Annotated in this window: 17 protein-coding genes and 1 tRNA gene; 13 read left to right on the plus strand and 5 right to left on the minus strand. The window is 76.1% G+C overall.

The genetic code is table 11. The features are described from left to right. Positions 1-7: 7 nt before the first annotated feature. Positions 8-559 carry a DoxX family protein gene (locus tag H2O74_RS03960; RefSeq protein WP_182113227.1) on the minus strand — a complete coding sequence of 184 codons (552 nt, stop codon included), beginning with the start codon at positions 557-559 and terminating at the stop codon, positions 8-10. Positions 560-963: 404 nt separating this feature from the next. Then, the gene (locus tag H2O74_RS03965; RefSeq protein ID WP_182113228.1) at positions 964-1,614 is read right to left on the minus strand and encodes a 5-formyltetrahydrofolate cyclo-ligase; all 651 of its coding nucleotides are present in this window, start codon (positions 1,612-1,614) and stop codon (positions 964-966) included. A gap of 141 nt (positions 1,615-1,755) precedes the next feature. On the opposite strand from H2O74_RS03965, the gene galU reads away from it, so the two are divergent. The 6 genes from galU to H2O74_RS03995 all read left to right on the plus strand — a co-directional run bounded on the left by galU (position 1,756) and on the right by H2O74_RS03995 (position 7,545). Then, on the plus strand, positions 1,756-2,658 hold the full coding sequence (gene galU / locus H2O74_RS03970) for a UTP--glucose-1-phosphate uridylyltransferase GalU (RefSeq protein ID WP_182113229.1): 903 nt from the start codon (positions 1,756-1,758) through the stop codon (positions 2,656-2,658). A 10-nt stretch (positions 2,659-2,668) separates the two neighbouring features. Further along, positions 2,669-3,982 (plus strand): gephyrin-like molybdotransferase Glp, encoded by a 1,314-nt coding sequence (gene glp, locus H2O74_RS03975; RefSeq protein WP_182113230.1) that lies wholly within the window; start codon positions 2,669-2,671, stop codon positions 3,980-3,982. Position 3,983: 1 nt separating this feature from the next. Further along, on the plus strand, positions 3,984-4,580 hold the full coding sequence (locus H2O74_RS03980) for a GNAT family N-acetyltransferase (RefSeq protein ID WP_182113231.1): 597 nt from the start codon (positions 3,984-3,986) through the stop codon (positions 4,578-4,580). A gap of 86 nt (positions 4,581-4,666) precedes the next feature. Further along, positions 4,667-5,710: a hypothetical protein gene (locus H2O74_RS03985; protein WP_182113232.1), complete on the plus strand. Its 1,044-nt coding sequence runs from the start codon at positions 4,667-4,669 to the stop codon at positions 5,708-5,710. 75 nt (positions 5,711-5,785) lie between these two features. Continuing rightward, positions 5,786-5,861 (plus strand) — tRNA-Ala (locus H2O74_RS03990). A gap of 85 nt (positions 5,862-5,946) precedes the next feature. Further along, positions 5,947-7,545, plus strand: coding sequence for a family 20 glycosylhydrolase (locus H2O74_RS03995; RefSeq protein ID WP_182113233.1), 1,599 nt, complete (start codon positions 5,947-5,949; stop codon positions 7,543-7,545). 39 nt (positions 7,546-7,584) lie between these two features. Here H2O74_RS03995 and H2O74_RS04000 read toward each other — a convergent pair whose 3' ends face one another. Then, positions 7,585-9,159, minus strand: a complete 1,575-nt coding sequence (locus H2O74_RS04000) for a dolichyl-phosphate-mannose--protein mannosyltransferase (protein ID WP_182113234.1) — start codon at positions 9,157-9,159, stop codon at positions 7,585-7,587. A gap of 61 nt (positions 9,160-9,220) precedes the next feature. On the opposite strand from H2O74_RS04000, the gene rsmI reads away from it, so the two are divergent. Beyond that, the gene (gene rsmI / locus H2O74_RS04005) at positions 9,221-10,060 is read left to right on the plus strand and encodes a 16S rRNA (cytidine(1402)-2'-O)-methyltransferase (protein WP_182113235.1); all 840 of its coding nucleotides are present in this window, start codon (positions 9,221-9,223) and stop codon (positions 10,058-10,060) included. Between the two features lie 38 nt (positions 10,061-10,098). On the opposite strand, the gene H2O74_RS04010 is transcribed toward rsmI, so the two are convergent. Continuing rightward, a complete protein-coding gene (locus H2O74_RS04010) occupies positions 10,099-10,785 on the minus strand; it encodes a pyridoxamine 5'-phosphate oxidase family protein (protein WP_182113236.1) in 687 nt (228 codons plus the stop codon). Between the two features lie 78 nt (positions 10,786-10,863). Here H2O74_RS04010 and H2O74_RS04015 point away from each other — a divergent pair, with 78 nt between their 5' ends. After that, positions 10,864-12,153: an aminotransferase class I/II-fold pyridoxal phosphate-dependent enzyme gene (locus H2O74_RS04015; protein ID WP_220458018.1), complete on the plus strand. Its 1,290-nt coding sequence runs from the start codon at positions 10,864-10,866 to the stop codon at positions 12,151-12,153. A gap of 22 nt (positions 12,154-12,175) precedes the next feature. Here H2O74_RS04015 and H2O74_RS04020 read toward each other — a convergent pair whose 3' ends face one another. Then, on the minus strand, positions 12,176-12,766 hold the full coding sequence (locus H2O74_RS04020) for an isochorismatase family protein (RefSeq protein ID WP_182113238.1): 591 nt from the start codon (positions 12,764-12,766) through the stop codon (positions 12,176-12,178). Between the two features lie 568 nt (positions 12,767-13,334). Between H2O74_RS04020 and H2O74_RS04025 the strand changes: the two genes are divergently transcribed. From H2O74_RS04025 to H2O74_RS16820, 5 genes are all read left to right on the plus strand, one after another. Next, the gene (locus H2O74_RS04025) at positions 13,335-14,198 is read left to right on the plus strand and encodes an endonuclease domain-containing protein (RefSeq protein WP_182113239.1); all 864 of its coding nucleotides are present in this window, start codon (positions 13,335-13,337) and stop codon (positions 14,196-14,198) included. Between the two features lie 9 nt (positions 14,199-14,207). Beyond that, complete coding sequence (metG, locus tag H2O74_RS04030) at positions 14,208-16,010, plus strand: methionine--tRNA ligase (protein WP_182113240.1); 1,803 nt, start codon at positions 14,208-14,210, stop codon at positions 16,008-16,010. Position 16,011: 1 nt separating this feature from the next. Then, positions 16,012-16,959 carry a TatD family hydrolase gene (locus H2O74_RS04035; RefSeq protein WP_182113241.1) on the plus strand — a complete coding sequence of 316 codons (948 nt, stop codon included), beginning with the start codon at positions 16,012-16,014 and terminating at the stop codon, positions 16,957-16,959. Positions 16,960-17,107: 148 nt separating this feature from the next. Beyond that, the gene (locus H2O74_RS04040; protein ID WP_182113242.1) at positions 17,108-18,307 is read left to right on the plus strand and encodes a ubiquitin-like domain-containing protein; all 1,200 of its coding nucleotides are present in this window, start codon (positions 17,108-17,110) and stop codon (positions 18,305-18,307) included. 312 nt (positions 18,308-18,619) lie between these two features. After that, positions 18,620-19,855, plus strand: a complete 1,236-nt coding sequence (locus H2O74_RS16820; RefSeq protein ID WP_304518610.1) for a resuscitation-promoting factor — start codon at positions 18,620-18,622, stop codon at positions 19,853-19,855. Positions 19,856-19,864 lie beyond the last annotated feature (9 nt).

Here is a 19,864-nt window from a genome sequence, read left to right on the forward strand (position 1 = left end):
CCGTGGCTCAGCGGAGCCAGGTGTGCTTCCCGATGATCCGGGCCCAGATCTTGCCCACGCCCCACGTGTCGCCCGCCAGGGTGGCGGCCGCGATGATCAGCAGCAGGGCCTCGTGCCAGTGCGAGTCCACGATCGGGTTCGTGCCGCCGAGGACGAACGGGATCTGCGCCAGGTACATGAAGAACATCAGCAGGGTGCCGGTGACCGCGGCGATCCTCAGGCCGGCGCCGAAGACCATCGCGATGCCGATGCCGAGCAGACCGAGCATGAACAGGACGTCACCGAACGGGTTGGCGAACACCTGGAAGAGCCCGGCGAAGGGGCCCTCGATGCCCATGATGAAGCCCTGGGCCGGGGTGCCCCCGTTGATCCAGGCGCGCTCGGCCGGGGTGGCGAACCCGAGGCCGAACGTCTTGTCGAGGAACGCCCACAGGAACGTGAAGCCGATCGTGATCCGCGCGATCGCGAGCACCTTGCGGGTCGACGCGCGCGTGACGATCTGCTCCTGGTAGATGGTGGTGTCGGTGGTCTTCGGGACCGCCTTCGTGGTGGTGGACATGCTGACCCTCCCAGGACGTGCCGCCGCGGCCTCGCCGCGCCGGGAGCCCGTGTTCCCGAGCTCTGGTACCAGATTTGCACCGGCGCGCGCCGTGCACATGAGTCCAAGGTCCGCGGGACCAAAGGCCCCGTCCAGGGACATCACGGGCGCCCGGTCGCGGCGCCGAGCGGGTCCGCGGGACCTAGGACCCCGGACGGGCCGCCGCACAGGAGGGACGCTGGAGGGGTCGGGGCCGGACGCGAGTCCGTCCCAGGGGACTCGCCAAGGGGTCCCGGCTCAAGGGCGTGCCCGCCTGGTCGCGCGGGCGGGCACGCCCACACCGAGCCCCGCCTGCCCGCCGTGCGTCGGACGCGCGACGCGGGCCGCCCCGGTCCCGGGGCGCGACCCCAGGCGCCCGGAGAAGCTCAGGCGCTCGTGGCGGTCCCGCCGACGCGCCGCCACCGCTGGGGCGTGGTGATGACGTCGACGCGCAGGTCGTGCCCCTCGTGCGGCAGCGGCCGCTCGGTGGCGTCGTACACCTCGGTCTCGAAGACCATCGCGATGACGCTCGTCCCCGGCGTGCAGTGCATGAGGACGCGGTCGTACCAGCCGCCGCCCTGACCCAGCCGGACGCCGGAGGTGTCGACGGCGAGCGCGGGCGCCACCACGGCGCCGGCCTGGGCCACGGCCTCGGCGCCCAGCGTCGGGCCGGGCGGCTCCGGCGGCCGTCCCGGCGCGCGCACCTGCAGCTCCTCCGCGGTCGTGAACCACGCCCAGTCCCGCTGCAGCCCCGTGCCGAGCACCGGCAGCAGCACGCGGGTCCCGCGCCGGGCCAGGCGCTCGAGGAGCGGGATCGTGCCCGGCTCGCTCGGCCGGGCGACGTAGGCGGCCACGACGTCGGCCCCGCGCACCTGGGGCAGGTCGCCGACGACCTGCGCGAAACCGGCCGCGGCCCGCGCGTGCTGGCGGGTCGAGAGGCGCTCGCGCTCCGACCTGATGACCCGTCGCAGCTGCTCCTTCGTCTCGGACGGCCCGAGGCGGGCGCCGTCGACCCAGGGCTGTCCGGCGCTGTTCATGGGTCACATCATCGCAAAGAATCGGTCTCGTTGGCGTGTCCGAGGTCCCGGGCCGCGCGTCGCGGCACGCCCGGACGCGCCGTCGCGCGCAGTTCACATGCCCGAAGCGCCACGGACGCCGGGGCGGGCTAGCCTCCCGCCATGACCATCCGCAAAGCCGTGATCCCCGCCGCCGGACTGGGGACGAGGTTCCTCCCCGCCACGAAGTCGACGCCCAAGGAGATGCTGCCGGTCGTCGACAAGCCTGCGATCCAGTACGTCGTCGAGGAGGCCGTTGCCGCCGGCCTGCACGACGTCCTGATGATCACCGGTCGGTCGAAGCGCACGCTCGCCGACCACTTCGACTCGGTGCCCGAGCTCGAGAGCGCCCTGGAGGCGAAGGGCGACCAGCAGCGCCTGGCCGAGGTCCGTCGCTCCACCGACCTCGCCGACGTCCACTTCGTGCGGCAGGGCCAGCCCAAGGGCCTGGGCCACGCGGTGCTGTGCGCGCGCCACCACGTGGGCGACGAGCCGTTCGCGGTGCTGCTCGGCGACGACCTCATCGACGAGCGCGACCCGATCCTGCCGACGATGATGGCGCTCCAGGAGCGCACGGGCGGCTCGGTCGTCGCGCTGCTCGAGGTCGCTCCCGAGCAGGTGCACCTCTACGGCTGCGCGGCCGTCGAGCCGCTCGACGGCGCGGACGGCGACGAGGACCAGGTCCGCATCACCGGCCTGGTGGAGAAGCCGGACCCGGCCGACGCGCCGAGCAACCTCGCCATCATCGGCCGGTACGTGCTCAACCCCGCCGTCTTCGGGGTGCTCGACGAGACCGAGCCCGGGCGCGGCGGGGAGATCCAGCTGACCGACGCGCTCGCGACCCTGGCCGGGATGCCCGCGGAGGAGGGTGGCGGCGTCTACGGTGTCGTCTTCCGCGGCCGCCGCTACGACACGGGGGACCGGCTCGACTACCTCAAGGCCGTCGTGCAGATCGCCGCCGATCGGCCCGACCTGGGTCCCGACCTGCGCGCCTGGCTGACGGAGTACGTCGCGACGCTGCCATGATGGCGGCCCTATGAGATCAGTCTCCGAGCACCTCGCGGCCGTCCTCGACGCCGCCCGTCCGGTCGTCCCGCTGGACGTGGTGCTCGCCGACGCCGACGGCTGCATCCTCGCCGAGGACGTCACGGCCCCGGCCGACGTGCCGTCGCGCCCGGTCGCCGCGGTCGACGGCTACGCGGTGCGCGCGTCCGACGTCGGGCTGCGCGGCCCGGGGGCCGCCCCGGACGTCGCGCTCCCGGTGGTCGACGACGCCCCGGTGACCGCCGCGCAGCCGCTGCGCCTGGTGCCGGCCGCGGCCGTGCTGGTCGCGGCCGGCGCGCCGCTGCCGGTGGGCGCGGACTGCGTCGTTCCGCTCGCACGGACCGACCGGGGCCGCGCGCGCGTCGTCGTGCGCGGCGGTGCGGAGCCGGGCGAGGGCGTCCGGGCGACCGGGCACGACGCGGCGGCGGGCGACGTCGTGCTGCGCCTGGGGACGCGGCTCGCGGCGCGTCACCTCGCCCTCGCGGCCGGCGTCGGCCGCGGCCGCCTGCGGGTGCACCCCGCGCCGCGCGTCGTCGTGGTGCCCGTGGGCGACGAGCTCGTGGAGCCCGGTCGCGTCCTGGCCGACGGCCGGGTGCACGACGCGGACGGGCACGCCCTCGCGGCGGCCGTGCGCGAGGCCGGTGCGACGGCTGTGCGCGTCGGTCCGGTCGGGGACGACCGCGCCGCCCTGCGCGAGGTGCTCGCCGACCAGCTCGTGCGCGCCGACCTGCTGCTCGTCACCGGAGGGCTCAGCGACGGCCCGTGGGACACCGTGACCGACGTGCTCGCGCCGCTCGGCACCGTGCGCTTCGACCACGTGGCGATGGCCCCCGGCCGGCGGCAGGGCTTCGGCACCGTCCTGGCCTCCGACCAGGAGGAGCTCTGGCCGGGCGCCGAGGGGCGTCCGACGTCGGGCCTGGCGGACCTCGCGGACAGGCAGGGGCAGGACGCGCCTGCCGGCGTGCCCGTGTTCGCCCTGCCGGGCCACCCGGTGGAGGCGCTCATCTCCTACGAGGTCTTCGTCCGGCCTGCCCTGCGCGCCATGGCGGGTCAGTCCGAGCTCTTCCGGCCGTCGGTGAAGGCGGCGGCGACGCGGGCGTTCGCGTCGCCCGCCGGGCTGCGGCACTTCGTCCCCGCGACCGTGACCGGGTCCCCGACCGAGGGCTACGTCGTCACGCCCGTCGGTGACCCCCGCGACCCCTCGCTCACCGACCTCGCGACCGCCAACGCGCTCGCCGTCGTCGGCGAGGACACGACGACCGTGCGCGCGGGTGACACGCTGGCCTGCCTGATCCTGGGAGGCTGACGTGGCGCGAGGGTGGCCGGTGATCCTGCGCGAGGACGACGTCGTCCTGCGCCCGCTGCGGCGGCGGGACGCGCGCCCGTGGCTGAGGGCGCGCATGACGAACGCCGCGTGGCTCGAGCGGTGGGAGGCGACGTCGCCGGAGCCCGTGACGGGTCAGCCGCCGAGCTTCCCCGAGTTCGTGCGCAACCTGGCGGCGCAGGCGCGGCAGGGCTCGGCGCTGCCCTTCGTCATCGAGTACCGCGGTGAGCTGGTGGGCCAGCTCACGGTCTCGACGATCGTCCGCGGCTCGCTGTGCTCGGCGAGCATCGGGTACTGGATCAGCGAGCACGTGGCGGGCCGCGGGATCACCCCGACCGCCGTCGCGATGGCCGTGGACCACTGCTTCGGTCCGGTGGGGCTGCACCGGATCGAGATCAACATCCGGCCGGAGAATGCGCCGAGCCTGCGCGTCGTCGAGAAGCTCGGCCTGCGTGACGAGGGCGTGCGCGAGCGCTACCTGCACATCCAGGGCGCGTGGTGCGACCACCGCACCTTCGCGGTGACGGTCGAGGAGGTCCCCGACGGGCTGCTCGCACGGTGGCGGGCCGCCGGGCGCTGAGGCGCCGAACGACACCGCTGTAGTTCTCGACCGACACGCCGCGGCCCCTGCGACCCCGGGGTGGGCGGCGCGCCTACGGTCGTGACGTGAACCAGGCCGGTCTCGTGGCGATCGCCATGGCCGGGCTGTGGATCGCCTACCTGGTGCCGCACCACCTGCGGTACCGCCAGCAGCTGCTCGACGCCCGCGTCGAGGACCGCTTCTCGGAGCACCTGCGCATCCTCGCGGTGCTCGGGGAGGCCGGTCCGGGGCCCGGGAGCACGTCGGCGGGCGGGTCGCCGGCGGTGAGGGCGGAGCCGCTGCGCCTGCACCCGGTGAGGAACGACCAGCGCGAACGACGAGGAGGCAGTCCGATGAAGCGACCGCACGGGACGACCGACCGCGTCGCCGCGGACCTGGTCCGCCGGTCGGCGGCCGAGCACTCGCAGCGCGCCGCCCACCTGGCGCGCCGCGCCGCGGGCGCGCGGCGCCGCGCCCTGCTGACCCTGCTGCTCGTCGTCGCCACGCCCGCCGCCTGGGGCGTCGTGGCGTTCGCGTCCGTCCCGCTCGTCGCGGGCGTGGTCCCCAGCGCGCTCCTGCTGGCGGTGCTGGTGGCCGGTCGGCGCGCCGTGGTCGCCGCCGCACGGGCCGACGAGCAGTGGCGGGCCGGCGAGCCCTACCGCCTGCCCGCGCCGCGCCGCGCGCCGAGCGCCGTCGGGCGCGCGGTCCGGCCGTCGGAGGCCGTCACCGAGATCATGGCGCGGGTGCCGCGGGTCCCCGTGCAGGCGGGGGCGTCCGTCGCGCTCGCCGAGGCCGCCGCGGCGGTCGCGTCCGCGACGCCCGCGCAGGACCGCGCGGAGCGCCGGGCGGCCACCGCGCGGCGCAGTGCCGCCGACGAGGCGACGTCGGGTCCGGCATGGATGCCGGTGCCGGTGCCGCGTCCGACCTACACCCTCAAGCCCGAGGCCCGGCGCGGTGAGCCGGCGCCCCTGCCGGCCCCGCTCCCCGCCCCGCGCTCGGCCGAGGACGCCGCCGCCGACGTGACCGCGGACGAGACCGCGCCCGCGGCTCCCGTCGCCGCGGCGCCCGCGCGGCCCGCGGGACTCGACCTCGACGCCGTCCTGGCGCGCCGGCGGGCGTCCGGCGAGTGAGGCGCGGCCCCCGCGTCCGCGGTGCGGACGTGGCGGGACCTGGCCCTGACGGGTGCTAGTCTTTTCCTCGCTTCTGGGGCTGTGGCGCAGTTGGTAGCGCGTCTCGTTCGCAATGAGAAGGTCAGGGGTTCGAATCCCCTCAGCTCCACCACCGAGGACCCTGTCCCACCCCGCCCGGGGTGTGGCAGGGTCCTCGTCGTTCGGGCCCGTCGCGGGCGGACCTCGGGAGGCACAGGGTGGCAGGCGCGCTCGGCTCGCCGCGGGCGGCGCTCCCGACGGCGGCCGACCTGGCCGTGCCCGTCCCCGCGCAGGTGAGGCGCCTCGACGGTCCCGGGTTCACGGCCCGGGGCGGCGTCCGGGTGGTGACGGACGGCCACCCCGAGGCCGTGGCCACCGCCGTGCTCGTGGCCGGTCGCCTGGGTGCCCTGTGCGAGAGCCCGGTGGCCGTCGTGCAGGAGGACGACGGCTCACCCGGCGCCGTCGTGCTGCGGATCGGCTCGCCGGCCGACGTCGGGCTGCCGCCCGGGACGGACCCGACGCTCGCGCACGAGAGCTACCGCCTCGAGGTGGTTGAGCGGGCCGTCACGCTCGTCGCGCCGTCCGGTGCCGGGTTGCTGCACGGGGCCCTGACCCTCCAGCAGATCGCCCTCCCGGGGTCGGCGGAGTGTCGGTGGGAGGTCGCCGCCCAGGTGGTGGTCGACGTGCCGCGGTTCGCCTGGCGCGGTCTCGGGCTGGACGTCGCCCGGCACTTCTTCGGGGTGGACGACGTGCGCGCCGTCATCGACGCCATGGCGTCGCTCAAGCTCAACGTGCTGCACCTGCACCTCACCGACGACCAGGGCTGGCGGCTGGACGTGCCGTCGCGCCCCGCGCTCGCGGCGGCGTCCGGGCCGACGGCGGTCGGCGGCGACCCGGGCGGCGCCTACACCGCGGGCGACTGGGACCTGATCCTGACCCACGCGGCATCGCGTCACGTCACGGTCGTGCCGGAGGTCGACGTGCCGGGGCACGTGAACGCGGCGCTGCACGCGCTCGGTGCGCTCAACCCGGGCGGGGAGCCGGCGGCCGCCTACACGGGGACCGACGTCGGGATCGGCCGCCTGCGTGCCGACCTGCCGGCCACCGGGCCCTTCCTGCACGACGTGCTGGGCGACGTCGCCGCCATGACGCCCGGGCCGTGGGTCCACGTCGGCGCCGACGCGGCTCGCGGGATGGACCCGGGGGAGTACCGCGCCCTGGTGCGTGCCGCGGTGGGCGAGGTGGCCGCGGCCGGCAAGGGCGTCGTCGGGCGGCAGCGGATGTCCCGGGCGCTCGGGCCTGACCCGACCGGCGCCGCAGGGAGCGCCGACGTCGACCACGCGCTCGAGGACGCGCTCGCCGGTGCGGTGCTGCAGTACTGGGACGAGCGCGAGGGGCCCGAGGAGGTCGCGCACGCGGCGCGCCTGGGGGCGCGGGTCGTCCTGTCCCCGGCGACGCGCGTCGGCCTGGATGCCGGGTACGACGACGGGGACGGCGACGCCACGCCCGGGGGCGGCGACCGGGCCGGCCACATCGACGTCCGGGACAGCTACGACTGGGAGCCCGCCGACGTCCTGCCGGGCGTGCCGGCCGGCCGGGTCCTCGGCGTCGAGGCGGTCCTGTGGACGCACGGCGTGCGGACCCGCGAGGACCTGTTCCTCCTCCTGCTGCCGCGGCTCGCGGCGGTGGCCGAGGTGGCGTGGTCGCCGGCCGAGCGGCGCGGGTGGGACGGCTTCGCGCGGCGCCTGCCGCGGCTCGGCCGGCGGTGGGACGCCCGAGAGCTGCCCTGGTACCGCTCGCCGCAGGTCGACTGGTAGGTCCCGCCGACGCGCACGGGCTCGCCGTGCCGCCCGGGCTCAGGGCCAGTCGGGCAGCCACTGCCGCAGCTGCCACGACCGGAAGGTGATCACCTCGCCCGTCCACACCGGCCAGAAGAACGCGGTCGTCACGACGACGAGGATCGCCGCCGCCACCAGCAGCGTCCGCACGATCGAGCGGCGCGGTTCGTCGCGGGCCCAGGCCAGCGCGCGGGCCGCCGCCCAGGTGAGGCACAGCACCAACCACGGCAGCATCACGATCGTGTAGAAGGTGAAGATCGTCCGCTCCGGGTAGGCGAACCACGGCAGCCAGCCCGCGGCGAGCCCCGCGAGGGCGACCGCCGCGACGCCGTCGGCCCAGCGCACGACCCACCACGCGCACGCGACGACGGCGGCCGCGCCGAGCCACCACACGAGCGGGTTGCCGAGGGACGTGACGGCCTGCGCGCACCGGGCCGCGCCGCACGCCTGCTGGGCGGGCTCCGGCGCGTCGTAGAAGAACGATGTCGGCCGCCACTGCACCAGCCAGCCCAGCGGTGAGGACTCGTAGGGGTGGTCGGTGCTCAGGCCGGTGTGGAACGTCCAGTTCTGGCGGTGGTACTCGGCCAGCGCCCGCAGCGGGTCGGGGAGCCAGGTGAGGCCCTCGCCCGGGTGCGTCGCGGCCCAGGACCGCCCGTAGCCGCCCGAGGTGCGCAGCCAGCCGGTCCAGGTCAGCACGTACGTGAGCGCGGCCGTCGGGACGATCGCGACGAACGCGGGCAGGGCGTCGCGCACGAGCGCGGCCTGCCACCACAGCGCCACACCGGCGCGGCGGCGGGCGCTCGCGTCCCACGCGACGGTGACCAGGCCGAGCACGGCGACGAACCACAGCGCGCTCCACTTGGTGCCGACGGCCAGGCCCAGCAGGACGCCCGCGAGCACGCGCCAGGGCCGGACGGCGGACCACGGACCCCACCGGCTCGGCGCGCGCGGTGGCCAGGTCGCGGCGGCGAGCCGCGCCCGGGCGCGGTCACGGTCCACGAGCAGCGCCGCGAACGCCGCCATGACCAGGGTCGCGAGGACGCCGTCGAGCAGCGCCGTGCGCGACATCACGATCGCGGCGCCGTCGACCGCGACGAGGAGCCCGGCGACCACCCCGAGCGCCGTGGACCCGAGCAGGCGCCGGGCGACCCGGGTCATCAGGACGACCAGGACGATGCCGGCGACCACCGTGCCCAGCCGCCAGCCCACCGGGTCGTCGGCGCCCAGCAGCCGCAGCCCGAGCGCGATGACCCACTTGCCGACCGGTGGGTGCACGACGTAGCTGGGGTCGGTGGAGAAGCCGTCGACGTCGCCCGCCGCGAACGCCTCGTCCGCGTCCGGCGGCCACGAGCCCTCGTAACCCAGGTGCAGGAGCGTCCACGCGTCCTTGACGTAGTAGGTCTCGTCGAAGACCAGCACGTCCGGGCGGTCCAGCGCGGGCAGGCGCAGCGCCGCCGCGACGCCGGCGACGGCCAGGGTGGCGGGCCAGCCCTGCGCCGCCTCGAGCGCTCGGTGCCACCGACCCGGACGCGGACCGGTCGCGCCGGTCGCGTCGGGCGCGCCCGGTGGCGCTGGGCGGACGGCGAGCGGCACCTCGTCAGGCTAGGACACCGCGGCGGCGTCGGGCGTGCCGCGCAGCGCCTAGCCTGGCCCGATGACCACGGGCCGGATCGTGCTGGCGGCGACGCCGATCGGCGACGTCGAGGACGCGTCGCCCCGTCTGCGCCGCCTGCTGGCGGAGGCCGACGTCGTCGCGGCGGAGGACACGCGCCGGCTCGCCGCGCTCGCGCAGCGCCTCGGCATCCGGCCGGCGGGGCGGGTGGTGAGCCACCACGAGCACAACGAGGGGTCACGCGCCGCCGAGCTGCTCGACGTCGTGCGGGGCGGTGGCACGGTGCTGGTGGTGTCGGACGCCGGGATGCCGACCGTGTCCGACCCGGGGTTCACGCTCGTGCGGGCGGCGGTCGAGGCCGGCCTGCCCGTGACGACCGCGCCCGGGCCGAGCGCGGTGCTGGCGGCGCTCGCCGTGTCCGGCCTGCCGACGGACCGCTTCACCTTCGAGGGCTTCCTGCCGCGCAAGCCCGGGGACCGCGCGCGTGCGCTGGGCGAGCTCGAGCGCGAACGCCGCACCATGGTGTTCTTCGAGGCGCCGCACCGGCTGGCGGCCACGCTCGCGGCGATGGGGGAGGCCTTCGGGACGGACCGCGCGGCGGCCGTGTGCCGGGAGCTGACCAAGACGTACGAGGAGGTCGTCCGCGGGCCGCTGGACGAGCTGGTGGCCTGGGCGGACCACGACGTGCGCGGCGAGGTCGCCGTCGTCGTCGCGGGCGCACCCGAGCCCGCGACCGCGCCGATGGGCGAGCTGGTCGCCGAGGTCCTCGCGCGCGCCGACGCCGGCGAGCGCCTCAAGGACGCCGTGGCGGCGGTCGCCGAGGCGACGGGCGTGGTCAAGCGGGAGCTCTACGCCGCCGCGCTCGCGGGGCGCGGCCGCTGAGACGTCCGCGGCGCCGGGGCCGTCGGGGTCAGCCGAGGTCAGCCGAGGTAGGCCGGGATCGGGGCGGTGACGGTCGGGTCGGTCCGGGGTGCACCCGCGACGGTCCGGAGCGGGACGACACCGGCCCAGTAGGGCAGCGCGAGGTCCTCGGGCTCGTCCTTCACCCCGCCGGCCCGCGCGCGCACGGAGACCTCGACGAGCGGCAGCGCCAGGAGGGCCGTCTCCGCCAGCTCGCGCCGCGACGGCGGCCGGCTGTCCGCGGCGCGGCCGGCGCCCGTGCGCTCGACGAGCGCGTGCAGGACCCGGCGCTTCTCCGCGTCGTCCGTCACGAGCGTCGCGTCACCGTGTGCCACGACCGACCGGTAGTTCGCGCTGTGGTGGAACTGGGACCGCCCGTAGACGATCCCGTCGAGCACCGTCACGGACGCGCAGACGCGCAGGCCGCCGCCGCGCGCCGCGAGCAGCGGGCGGCTCCCGGTCGAGCCGTGCAGGTAGAGCACGTCGTCGACGCGCACGTGCAGCGTCGGCAGGGCCCGGGGCTCGCCGTCGACGACGAACGCCAGGGTGCAGTGCCACGCCTCGTCGAGGATCGCGTGGGCGGCGGCGCGGTCGTAGGCCATCCGGCCGCGGTCGCGCGTCGCCGTCGTGCGCGGGGTCCGGGGGTACTCGTCCGACGGCGCGCCGGCGGGCGACGAGGTCGGGCGGGTGACGCTGTCCGTGGCCATGGCGATCCTTTGTGATATAACAAACGGGTGTCTGTGCGAGAACAATACCGGGTCGAGGGCCGCACGTCAGGGGAGATCGTGACGAGCGTGGAAGCCGGCGTGCGGACGGGCGCGCTGCCCCCGGGCTCGCCGCTCCCGACCGTGCGCGCGCTCGCGGCGGCGCTCGAGGTCAGTCCGGCCACCGTCGCCAAGGCGTACGGCGAGCTGCGCCGGCGCGGCGTCGTCGGCACCGCCGGGCGGGCGGGGACGAGGGTCCGCGACCGTCCCCCGGTCGACGCGCGCGCCGCCGGTGACCCCGTCGTGCCGACGGGCGTGCTCGACCTCGCCTCGGGCGCGCCGGACCCTCGTCTGCTGCCCGACCACGGCGCGGCGCTGGCCCGCGTCGCGGCGGCGGCAGGCGCGCCCGCCGGCTACCGGGACGCCGCGATGCTGCCCGAGCTGCACGCGCTCGCGACCGGGCGGCTGCGTCGCGACGGCGTCCCGGTAGACGCGCTCGCGGTCACCTCGGGCGCTCTGGACGCGATCGAGCGGCTGCTGCAGGCGCACCTGCGCCCGGGTGACCGCGTGGCGGTCGAGGATCCGGGCTGGGCCAACCTGCTCGACCTCGTGGCGGCGCTCGGTCTCGAGCCCGTCCCGGTCCGCGTCGACGAGGACGGTCCGACGCCGGACGGGCTGCGGACGGCGCTCGCGCGCGGGGCCCGCGCCGTCGTCGTGACCGCGCGCGCCCACAACCCGACGGGCGCCGCCATCGGGTCCCGGCGCAGTGCGGCGCTGCGGGCGGAGCTGGCGCGCCGGCCGGACGTGCTGCTCATCGAGGACGACCACGCCGCCGAGCTGTCGCCCGTGCCCCTGCACGCGCTCGCGGGCGCGACGACGTCGTGGGCGTTCGTCCGGTCGGTCTCCAAGCCCTACGGGCCGGACCTGCGGCTCGCCGTCGTGGCGGGCGACGAGGCGACCGTGGCGCGCGTCGTCGGCCGCATGCGGCTGGGCTCGGGGTGGGTCTCGACCCTCCTGCAGCGCCTCGTCGTCGAGCTCTGGACGGATCCCGGCACGAGCGCCGCGGTGGCGCGGGCCAGGGACACGTACGCGGCCCGGCGCAGCGCGCTCGTCGCGGCGCTCGCGCGGCACGGCGTCCCGGCGTCGGGCCGGACCGGGGTGAACGTCTGGGTGCCGGTGCGCGACGAGACCCGGGCCGTGACCGCGCTGCGGGACCGCGGCGTCGCCGTCGCGCCCGGCGCACGCTTCCGCCTCGCGTCCCCACCGGGCGTGCGGATCACCGTCGGCCCGCTCGGCGAGGACGACGTCGAGCCGCTGGCCGCACTGGTCGCCGAGGCGCTCACCGCCCCCGGGCGCGGCACCCTGACCTGAGCGGCGGGACGCTCTGGGTGTCTTAGGCGGTCGAGGCGGTCAGGACCGCGCCCGCGGCGGCGAGCTCGGCGCGGGCGGCGGCGCCCTGCTCGGGCGTGACGGGGACCGTGAGGTCCGTGAGCACCCGCGTGCGCAGCCCCAGCCCGAGGGCGTCGAGCGCGGTGGCCCGGACGCAGTGCGACTCCGCGATGCCGACGACGTCGACGTCCGTGACGCCCGCGTCGCGCAGGATCGCCGCGAGCCCGCGGCCCTGCTCGTCCACCCCCTCGAACCCCGAGTAGGCCGCGGCGTAGGCGCCCTTCTTCACGCTCGCGTCCGGGCGCAGGTCGGCGAGCGCGGGGTGGAGCTCGGCCTCGGGCGTGCCGGCGACGCCGTGCGGCGGCCACGTGTCGACGTAGTCCGGCTCGGCCGGGGGGACCGCGAAGTGGTGCCCCGGGTCGACGTGCCAGTCCTGCGTCGTCACGACGAGGCCGTACTCGTCCCGGCGCTCGCGCGCGTGGCGGGCGATGGCCTCGGCGACCGCGTCACCCCCCGCGACGGCGAGGGCCCCGCCCTCGCAGAACGTCGGCTGCACGTCCACGACCAGCAGCGCCCGCCTACCCGACCCGCTCATCCCACCCATCCCGCCAACCTACCGACCCGCCCGCCCCGACCCGCCCGCCCTCGACCCGCCCGCCCCCGACCCCGCCCGTCCCCGCCCCGCCCCGCCCGCCCCGACCCCGCCCGCGCCGCCCTGCCGGGGAGTGACCTGTCGACACTGGGGGTCGGTGCGCCCCGCGGTGACGGTGTGACGCGTGGTGCAGGTGCGACCACCACCAGCCCCAGGCGCACCAGGAGCACCGGAAGGCGCACCGAAGCCGGCGGGCCGGGCGTCCGGGCGTCCCGGTGAGGCAAGGCCCGGGGCCCCGCCGGCCCTCGCGCTGGCCCTCGCGCTGGCTCTTCGCCCCGTCCCGGCCAACGCCCCCCGGCGCGCCCACCCGCTCCGCCGGGGCTCCGTGCGCCCGCTGGTGCCACTGCGGCTGGTGGGGCTGACGGGTTCATCGCCTGCCTCGTGGGCATCAGGAGCACCATCGGGCGCACCGAGGCGCGCGCGGGCATCCACAGGTCCGCCGCGGCGGCGTGTGTCCCCGGTACCGACGGTCCCCGAGCTCGCGGGCCGCCCCACGGACCACCCTCACGACATGGATCTCGTCGAGCGCCTGCAGCGCGACCACGGCTGTCTGAGGACGGGCCGCCTCGTCCGAGACCGCCAGGACGAACGCGAGCTCCGCCGTCTGGTCGAGACGGGTGTCGTCGTGCGCCACGGCCGCGGGCTGTACGCGTTGCGCGGCACACCGGCCGCGGTGGTCGCCGCACGTCGGACCGGCGGCGCGGTCACGTGCGTGTCGCTCCTCCACGGGCTCGGCCTCCCGGTGCTGCACGTGCCGGGCTCCCCGCACGTCAGCGTGCCCGGCGGGCGTGGGGCGCCCCGGGCGGGTGTCCTGGCGCGGTCGACGGTGCTGCACTGGGACGAGGAAGCCACGGGCGACACGGTCCTGGCCGACGTCCCGACCGCCCTGTGCCACGCGCTGCGGTGCGTCCAGCTCCGGGACGTGGTGGCGCTCGCCGACGCGGCCCTCCACCGTCGCCTCCTGCGCGACGTGGGCGAGCTCGCCGCGCGGCGTCCCCTCGGCGGCAGGGCGACGTTCGACCGTCTGCTCCGCCTGGCGGACGGGCGCAGCGAGTCGATGCCCGAGACCTTCCTGCGCCTTGCCCTGGTCGAGGTCGGGCTCCAGGTGGAGCCCCAGGTCGCCGTCGAGGGGGTCGGCCGCGTCGACCTGCTGGTCGAGGGCCTCCTGGTCGTGGAGGTCGACGGTTACGCCTACCACCACGACCGGCGGGCGTTCGCGGAGGACCGTCGCCGTGATCGCGTCGCGGAGCTCCGCGGCATCCCGGTGCTCCGATTCACCTTCGACGATGCCGTCCACGACACGGCGCGGGCGGTGCACGAGGTGCTCGCCGCCCTGGTCCGCCACCGGTCCGGGGCCTCAGCCGCGGCTCACTAGGATCGAGCCATGGCCCACATCCTCTCGGCGGTCGCCTGGCCCTACGCCAACGGCCCCCGCCACATCGGACACGTCGCCGGCTTCGGCGTCCCCTCCGACGTCTTCAGCCGGTACATGCGCATGGCGGGCCACGACGTGCTGATGGTGTCCGGGACGGACGAGCACGGGACGCCGATCCTCGTGCAGGCCGAGCAGGAGGGCGTGACCCCGCAGGAGCTCGCGGACCGCTACAACCGCGTCATCGTCGAGGACCTCACCAACCTGGGCCTGTCCTACGACCTCTTCACGCGCACGACGACGCGCAACCACTACGCCGTCGCGCAGGAGATGTTCCGCACCGTCCACGAGAACGGCTACATGGTCGAGAAGTCGACCATGGGCGCCATCTCGCCGTCGACCGGCCGGACGCTGCCCGACCGCTACATCGAGGGCACGTGCCCGATCTGCGGGTACGACGGCGCCCGCGGCGACCAGTGCGACAACTGCGGCAACCAGCTCGACGCGATCGACCTCAAGAACCCGCGCAGCCGGATCAACGGCGAGACGCCCGAGTTCGTCGAGTCGGTCCAGTTCTTCCTCGACCTGCCGGCGCTCGTCGACGCGCTCGAGGCGTGGCTGCGCTCGCGGGACGCGTGGCGCCCCAACGTCCTGAAGTTCTCGCTCAACCTGCTCGCGGACGTGCGCCCGCGCGCCATGACGCGCGACATCGACTGGGGCATCCCGGTGCCGCTCGAGGGGTGGAGCGACAACCCGAACAAGCGCCTGTACGTCTGGTTCGACGCCGTCATCGGCTACCTCTCGGCCTCGGTCGAGTGGGCGCGGCGCACGGGTGACGTCGACGCCTGGCGTGCCTGGTGGAACGACGAGCAGGCCCGTGGGTACTACTTCATGGGCAAGGACAACATCACCTTCCACTCGCAGATCTGGCCCGCCGAGCTGCTCGCCTACGACGGCCGCGGGGACAAGGGCGGGGAGCCGGGCCGCTTCGGCACCCTCAACCTCCCGACCGAGGTGGTCTCGAGCGAGTTCCTCACCATGGAGGGCCGGCAGTTCTCCTCCTCGCGCGGTGTGGTGATCTACGTGCGGGACATGCTCGCGCGCTACCAGCCGGACGCCCTGCGCTACTTCATCTCCGTGGCGGGGCCCGAGAACCAGGACACGGACTTCACGTGGGCCGAGTTCCAGCGCCGCACCAACGACGAGCTCGTCGCCGGCTGGGGCAACCTGGTCAACCGGACCGTGAACCTCATCCACAAGAACTTCGGCGAGATCCCCGCGCCGGGCACGCCCGAGCCGGTCGACACGGCGCTGCTCGACGCCACCCGCCAGGGCTTCACCACCGTCGGCGACCTCATCGCCGGCCACCGGCAGCGCGCCGCGATCGGCGAGGCGATGCGCCTGGTCACCGAGGCCAACCGCTACCTCTCCGAGACCGAGCCCTGGAAGCTCAAGGCGCCGGAGCAGCGCGACCGCCTCGCGACGGTGCTCCACACGGCCGCGCAGGCCGTCTCGGACTGCCGCACGCTCCTCTCGCCCTTCCTGCCGCACTCCGCGCAGGCCGTCCACGAGGCGCTCGGCGGCACCGGCACGGTCTCGCCGCTGCCGCGCATCGAGGAGGTCACCGACCTCGACGACCCGTGGCGCACCTACCCGGTGATCACCGGGGACTACCGCGTGGGGGAGACGCTGGCCGCGTGGGAGAGCGTCCCGCTCGTCGCCGGGACACCGGTCGGCCCGGCCAAGCCGGTGTTCCGCAAGCTGGACGACGCGATCGTCGAGGAGGAGCTCGACCGGCTCCGCGCGGACGGCTGACGTGGGCCGCTCGGGCCGGGAACGCGACCGGAGCTGGCCGCCCGACCCGGAGCCCCTGCCGCACCCGCTCGTCGACGACCACACGCACCTGGACCACCCCGCGCCCGGGGCGGGTGGGTTCGACGGCGGCCCGACGCCGCCCAGCCTCGCCGACCAGGTCGAGCGCGCGGCTCGGGCGGGTGTGACCCGCATGGTGCAGGTGGGCTGCGACCTGCCCGCCGCCCGGTGGACCGCCGACGTCGTCCGCGCGGCGCAGGGCGTGCCCGTGCACCCCGAGCTCCTGGGCGCCGTCGCGCTGCACCCCAACGAGGCGCCGCTGCACGCCGGCGTGCGCGAGGTCGGCCCCGACGGACTGCCGCCGGACCCGCAGGAGCACCACGCCGTCGACCTGGACGACGCCCTCGCCGAGATCGCCCACCTGGCACGCACCACCGACCGCATCCGCGCCATCGGGGAGACCGGGCTCGACTACTTCCGCACGGGCGAGCGCGGGCGCGAGGTCCAGCGGGAGTCGTTCCGCGCGCACGTCGCGCTCGCCAAGGAGCTCGGGCTCGCCCTGCAGATCCACGACCGCGACGCGCACGACGACGTCCTGCACCTGCTCGAGCGCGACGGTGCGCCCGAGCGGACGGTCTTCCACTGCTTCTCGGGAGACGCCGCCATGGCGCGCGTGTGCGCCGAGCGCGGCTGGTACCTGTCGTTCGCCGGCACGACGACGTTCTCGGGCTCGCACGCCCTGCGCGAGGCGCTGCGGACGGTGCCGCTCGGGCAGCTGCTGCTCGAGACCGACGCGCCCTACCTCACGCCGCACCCCTACCGTGGCCGACCCAACGCGCCGTACGCGGTGGCGTACACCGCCAGGGCCGTGGCCCGGACGCTCGACGTGGACCTCGCGCACCTGTGCCGCACCGTGTGGGCGACGGCGGAGCAGGTCTACGGTCCCTGGTGAGGTCGCGCCCGACGTGCGCCGTCGCCCCGGGACCGGGCGGGCGCGGTGAGGCACCCGACCGGGGCTATCCTCGTGTGGTCCCGTCGGTTACCGTCGAGGACGGCGTCGACCCCGGCCCACGCCCCGTGTCCTTCCCCCGGACGATCGGATGCCCGTGCCACACGCCTCGACCGCAGCCCCTGCGCGGGGCCGCTGGGCCGGTCGTGCCCGCGTCGCGGCGCAGGCGGCGGTCCTGTCGATGGTGGTCGGCGGGACGAGCGCGTTCGCCGTCCTGCACAAGACGGTGACGCTCGACGTCGACGGCGAGGTCCGCACGGTCGCGGGCTTCGGCCGCACGGTTGAGGACATCCTGGCCGGCCAGGCGATCGAGGTGCGCGAGGGCGACGTCGTCGCGCCGGTGCCGGGCAGCCTCGTCCACGACGACACCGAGATCGTCGTGCGCCACGCGCGCGAGGTCGTCGTGGAGATCGACGGCGAGCGCCGGACCCTCGTCACGACCGCCGCCACCGTGGGGGAGGTCCTCGCCGAGCTGGGCCTGCGCGAGGGCGCGCGGGCGTCGTCGTCGCGCTCGGCGCCGCTCGGTCGCGACGTCCTGCGGCTCTCGACCGCCAAGGCCCTCAGCCTCACCGTTGACGGCGCGACCCGGACGGTCGGCACGACGGCGAGCACCGTGCGCGACGTCCTGGCCGAGGCGGGCGTGGTCCTCGGGGAGCACGACCAGGTCTCGGTCCCGCTCGACACCGCGGCCACCGACGGGCTCGCCGTCACGGTCACGCGGGTGCAGTCCGTGACCCGTACGGAGACGACCGCGCAGCCCTTCGAGGTGGTGCGTCAGGAGGACCCCACCCTTCCCCGGGGTCAGGAGGTCGTCGCGTCGCGCGGCGTCGACGGCAGCCAGGTCGCGACCTTCGTCGCCTACGAGGCCGACGGCGTCGAGATCGGCCGGACCCTGCTCGCCGCCGCGGTCACCGCACCGCCGGTCGCGCAGGTCGTCCGCGTCGGCACCAAGGAGCCGATCGCGACGCCGGCGGTCGCCCCGGTGGAGCCCGGCACGTCGCGCGCGATCGGCCTGGAGCTCACGCTGGCGCGCGGCTGGGGCGAGGACCAGTTCGCCTGTCTCGACGCGCTGTGGAGCAAGGAGAGCGGGTGGCGCGTCGACGCGCACAACCCCTCGAGCGGTGCCCACGGGATCCCCCAGGCGCTGCCGGGCAGCAAGATGGCCAGTGTCGGCGCCGACTGGCAGTCGAACCCGGTGACGCAGATCACCTGGGGCCTGGGCTACATCGAAGGCCGCTACGGGAACCCGTGCGGTGCGTGGGCTCACTCCAAGGCGAAGAACTGGTACTGAGCCCCCGCGCGAGCGCCGGAGCCCGCGGCGGTGTGACAGGCGCCCTCTTGGCCTCAGGTCACGAATGAGTTACGGTCGCATGTCGCTCCGCTGGCCGGGGCGTCGAGCGTCTAGGGCCGAACGGAGCCGCTGACGCCGGCGCCGGGTCGGTCTGGGCGGCCGGCGGGCCCTCACCCGCCGCGACGGCCGGATCAGGAAGACCGGGCCGGCGGGCAGCACGTCCACGCGACGTCGGGCCCGTCCGGTGCAGCACGAGCCCTGCTCGTGCTGCGTCCCGCTCCTGTGCCCGGGCAGCACGACGTCTGGAACCCTGTGACCCGTCTCGACCTCCGCCGCCGCCTCGCCCGGGCCGAGCGCGCCCCGCAGCCCCTGCCGACCGACGCCGCTGCTGACGACACGCAGCAGCTGTCGCCCTCCGAGCCCCCGCGGCGGAACCGTCGCCGGGTCCTCGCCGTCGCCACCGTGGCCTCGGCCCTCGTCCTGGGGGGTGGAGCGGTCGCCGTCGCCGACGCGCACAAGAGCGTCACGCTCGACGTGAACGGAGAGCTGGTCGAGGTCGCCACGTTCTCCGGCACCGTGGCCGCGGTGCTCGAGGCCGAGGGGATCACCGTCGGCGAGCGCGACCTCGTCGCGCCCGCCGTCGACACCGAGCCCCGCGACGGCGGTGAGATCGTCGTGCGCCACGCCCGTCAGGTCACGGTGCTGACCGACGGCGTCGAGGAGACGGTGTGGACCACGGCGCTGCAGGCCGACGAGGCCCTCGCGTCGCTCGAGGCGCGCGGTCAGGACGTCCGCCTGGTCGCGTCGCGGTCGGCGGCCGCGGGCCGCGCCCAGCTCCCCGTGCGGATCGACGGCCCGGCCGCGGTGGTCGTGGACGGCCGGACCGAGCAGGTGGCGCAGGCGAGCGACCTCGAGTCGCTGCTGACCGAGCTCGACGTCACGGTCGGCGAGCTGGACCGGGTCCACGTCACGAGCCCCGCGGAGGGGCCGCTGACCGTCACGGTCCAGCGCGTCGTCGCCGAGGAGCAGGTCACCCTCACGGAGGTGCCCTTCGAGAGCGTCGTCGAGCAGTCGGCGGACCTCTTCGTGGGCCAGACCCGTACCGCCCAGGCGGGTGCGCCCGGCGAGCGGACGACGGTGCACCGCGTGGTCCTCGTGGACGGCGTCGAGGAGTCGCGGATGCTGCTGAGCGACGCCGTCACGCGGCTCCCGGTGACCGAGGTCGTCCGGCAGGGCACCAAGGAGCGCCCGGTGGTCGCCCCGCGGGCCGCGGCCGCACCGGCCGGCGGCGGTGGCGCCGCGCCCGCCGGTGACGTCTGGGCCGCGCTGGCCCAGTGCGAGTCCGGCGGCAACCCGACGATCGTCTCGCGGAACGGGCTCTACCACGGCCTGTACCAGTTCTCGGTCGGGACGTGGCAGTCGGTCGGCGGCTCCGGGCTGCCCTCGCAGGCCTCGGCGCAGGAGCAGACCGAGCGCGCGATGGCCCTGCAGGCCCGGTCGGGCTGGGGCCAGTGGCCCGCCTGCTCGTCCAAGCTCGGCCTGCGCTGACCCTAGGCT

The organism is Actinotalea sp. JY-7876 (assembly GCF_014042015.1).
Lineage (GTDB): Bacteria > Actinomycetota > Actinomycetes > Actinomycetales > Cellulomonadaceae > Actinotalea.

Excerpts from the sequence above, each read along its gene's own strand:
- metG (WP_182113240.1), top strand. The coding sequence starts at position 14,208 with ATGGCCCACATCCTCTCGGCGGTCGCCTGGCCCTACGCCAACGGCCCC.
- H2O74_RS03960 (WP_182113227.1), bottom strand. The coding sequence starts at position 559 with ATGTCCACCACCACGAAGGCGGTCCCGAAGACCACCGACACCACCATC.
- H2O74_RS04010 (WP_182113236.1), bottom strand. The coding sequence starts at position 10,785 with ATGGCCACGGACAGCGTCACCCGCCCGACCTCGTCGCCCGCCGGCGCG.
- glp (WP_182113230.1), top strand. The coding sequence starts at position 2,669 with ATGAGATCAGTCTCCGAGCACCTCGCGGCCGTCCTCGACGCCGCCCGT.
- H2O74_RS04020 (WP_182113238.1), bottom strand. The coding sequence starts at position 12,766 with ATGAGCGGGTCGGGTAGGCGGGCGCTGCTGGTCGTGGACGTGCAGCCG.
- H2O74_RS04025 (WP_182113239.1), top strand. The coding sequence starts at position 13,335 with ATGGATCTCGTCGAGCGCCTGCAGCGCGACCACGGCTGTCTGAGGACG.
- rsmI (WP_182113235.1), top strand. The coding sequence starts at position 9,221 with ATGACCACGGGCCGGATCGTGCTGGCGGCGACGCCGATCGGCGACGTC.
- H2O74_RS03965 (WP_182113228.1), bottom strand. The coding sequence starts at position 1,614 with ATGAACAGCGCCGGACAGCCCTGGGTCGACGGCGCCCGCCTCGGGCCG.
- galU (WP_182113229.1), top strand. The coding sequence starts at position 1,756 with ATGACCATCCGCAAAGCCGTGATCCCCGCCGCCGGACTGGGGACGAGG.
- H2O74_RS04040 (WP_182113242.1), top strand. The coding sequence starts at position 17,108 with ATGCCCGTGCCACACGCCTCGACCGCAGCCCCTGCGCGGGGCCGCTGG.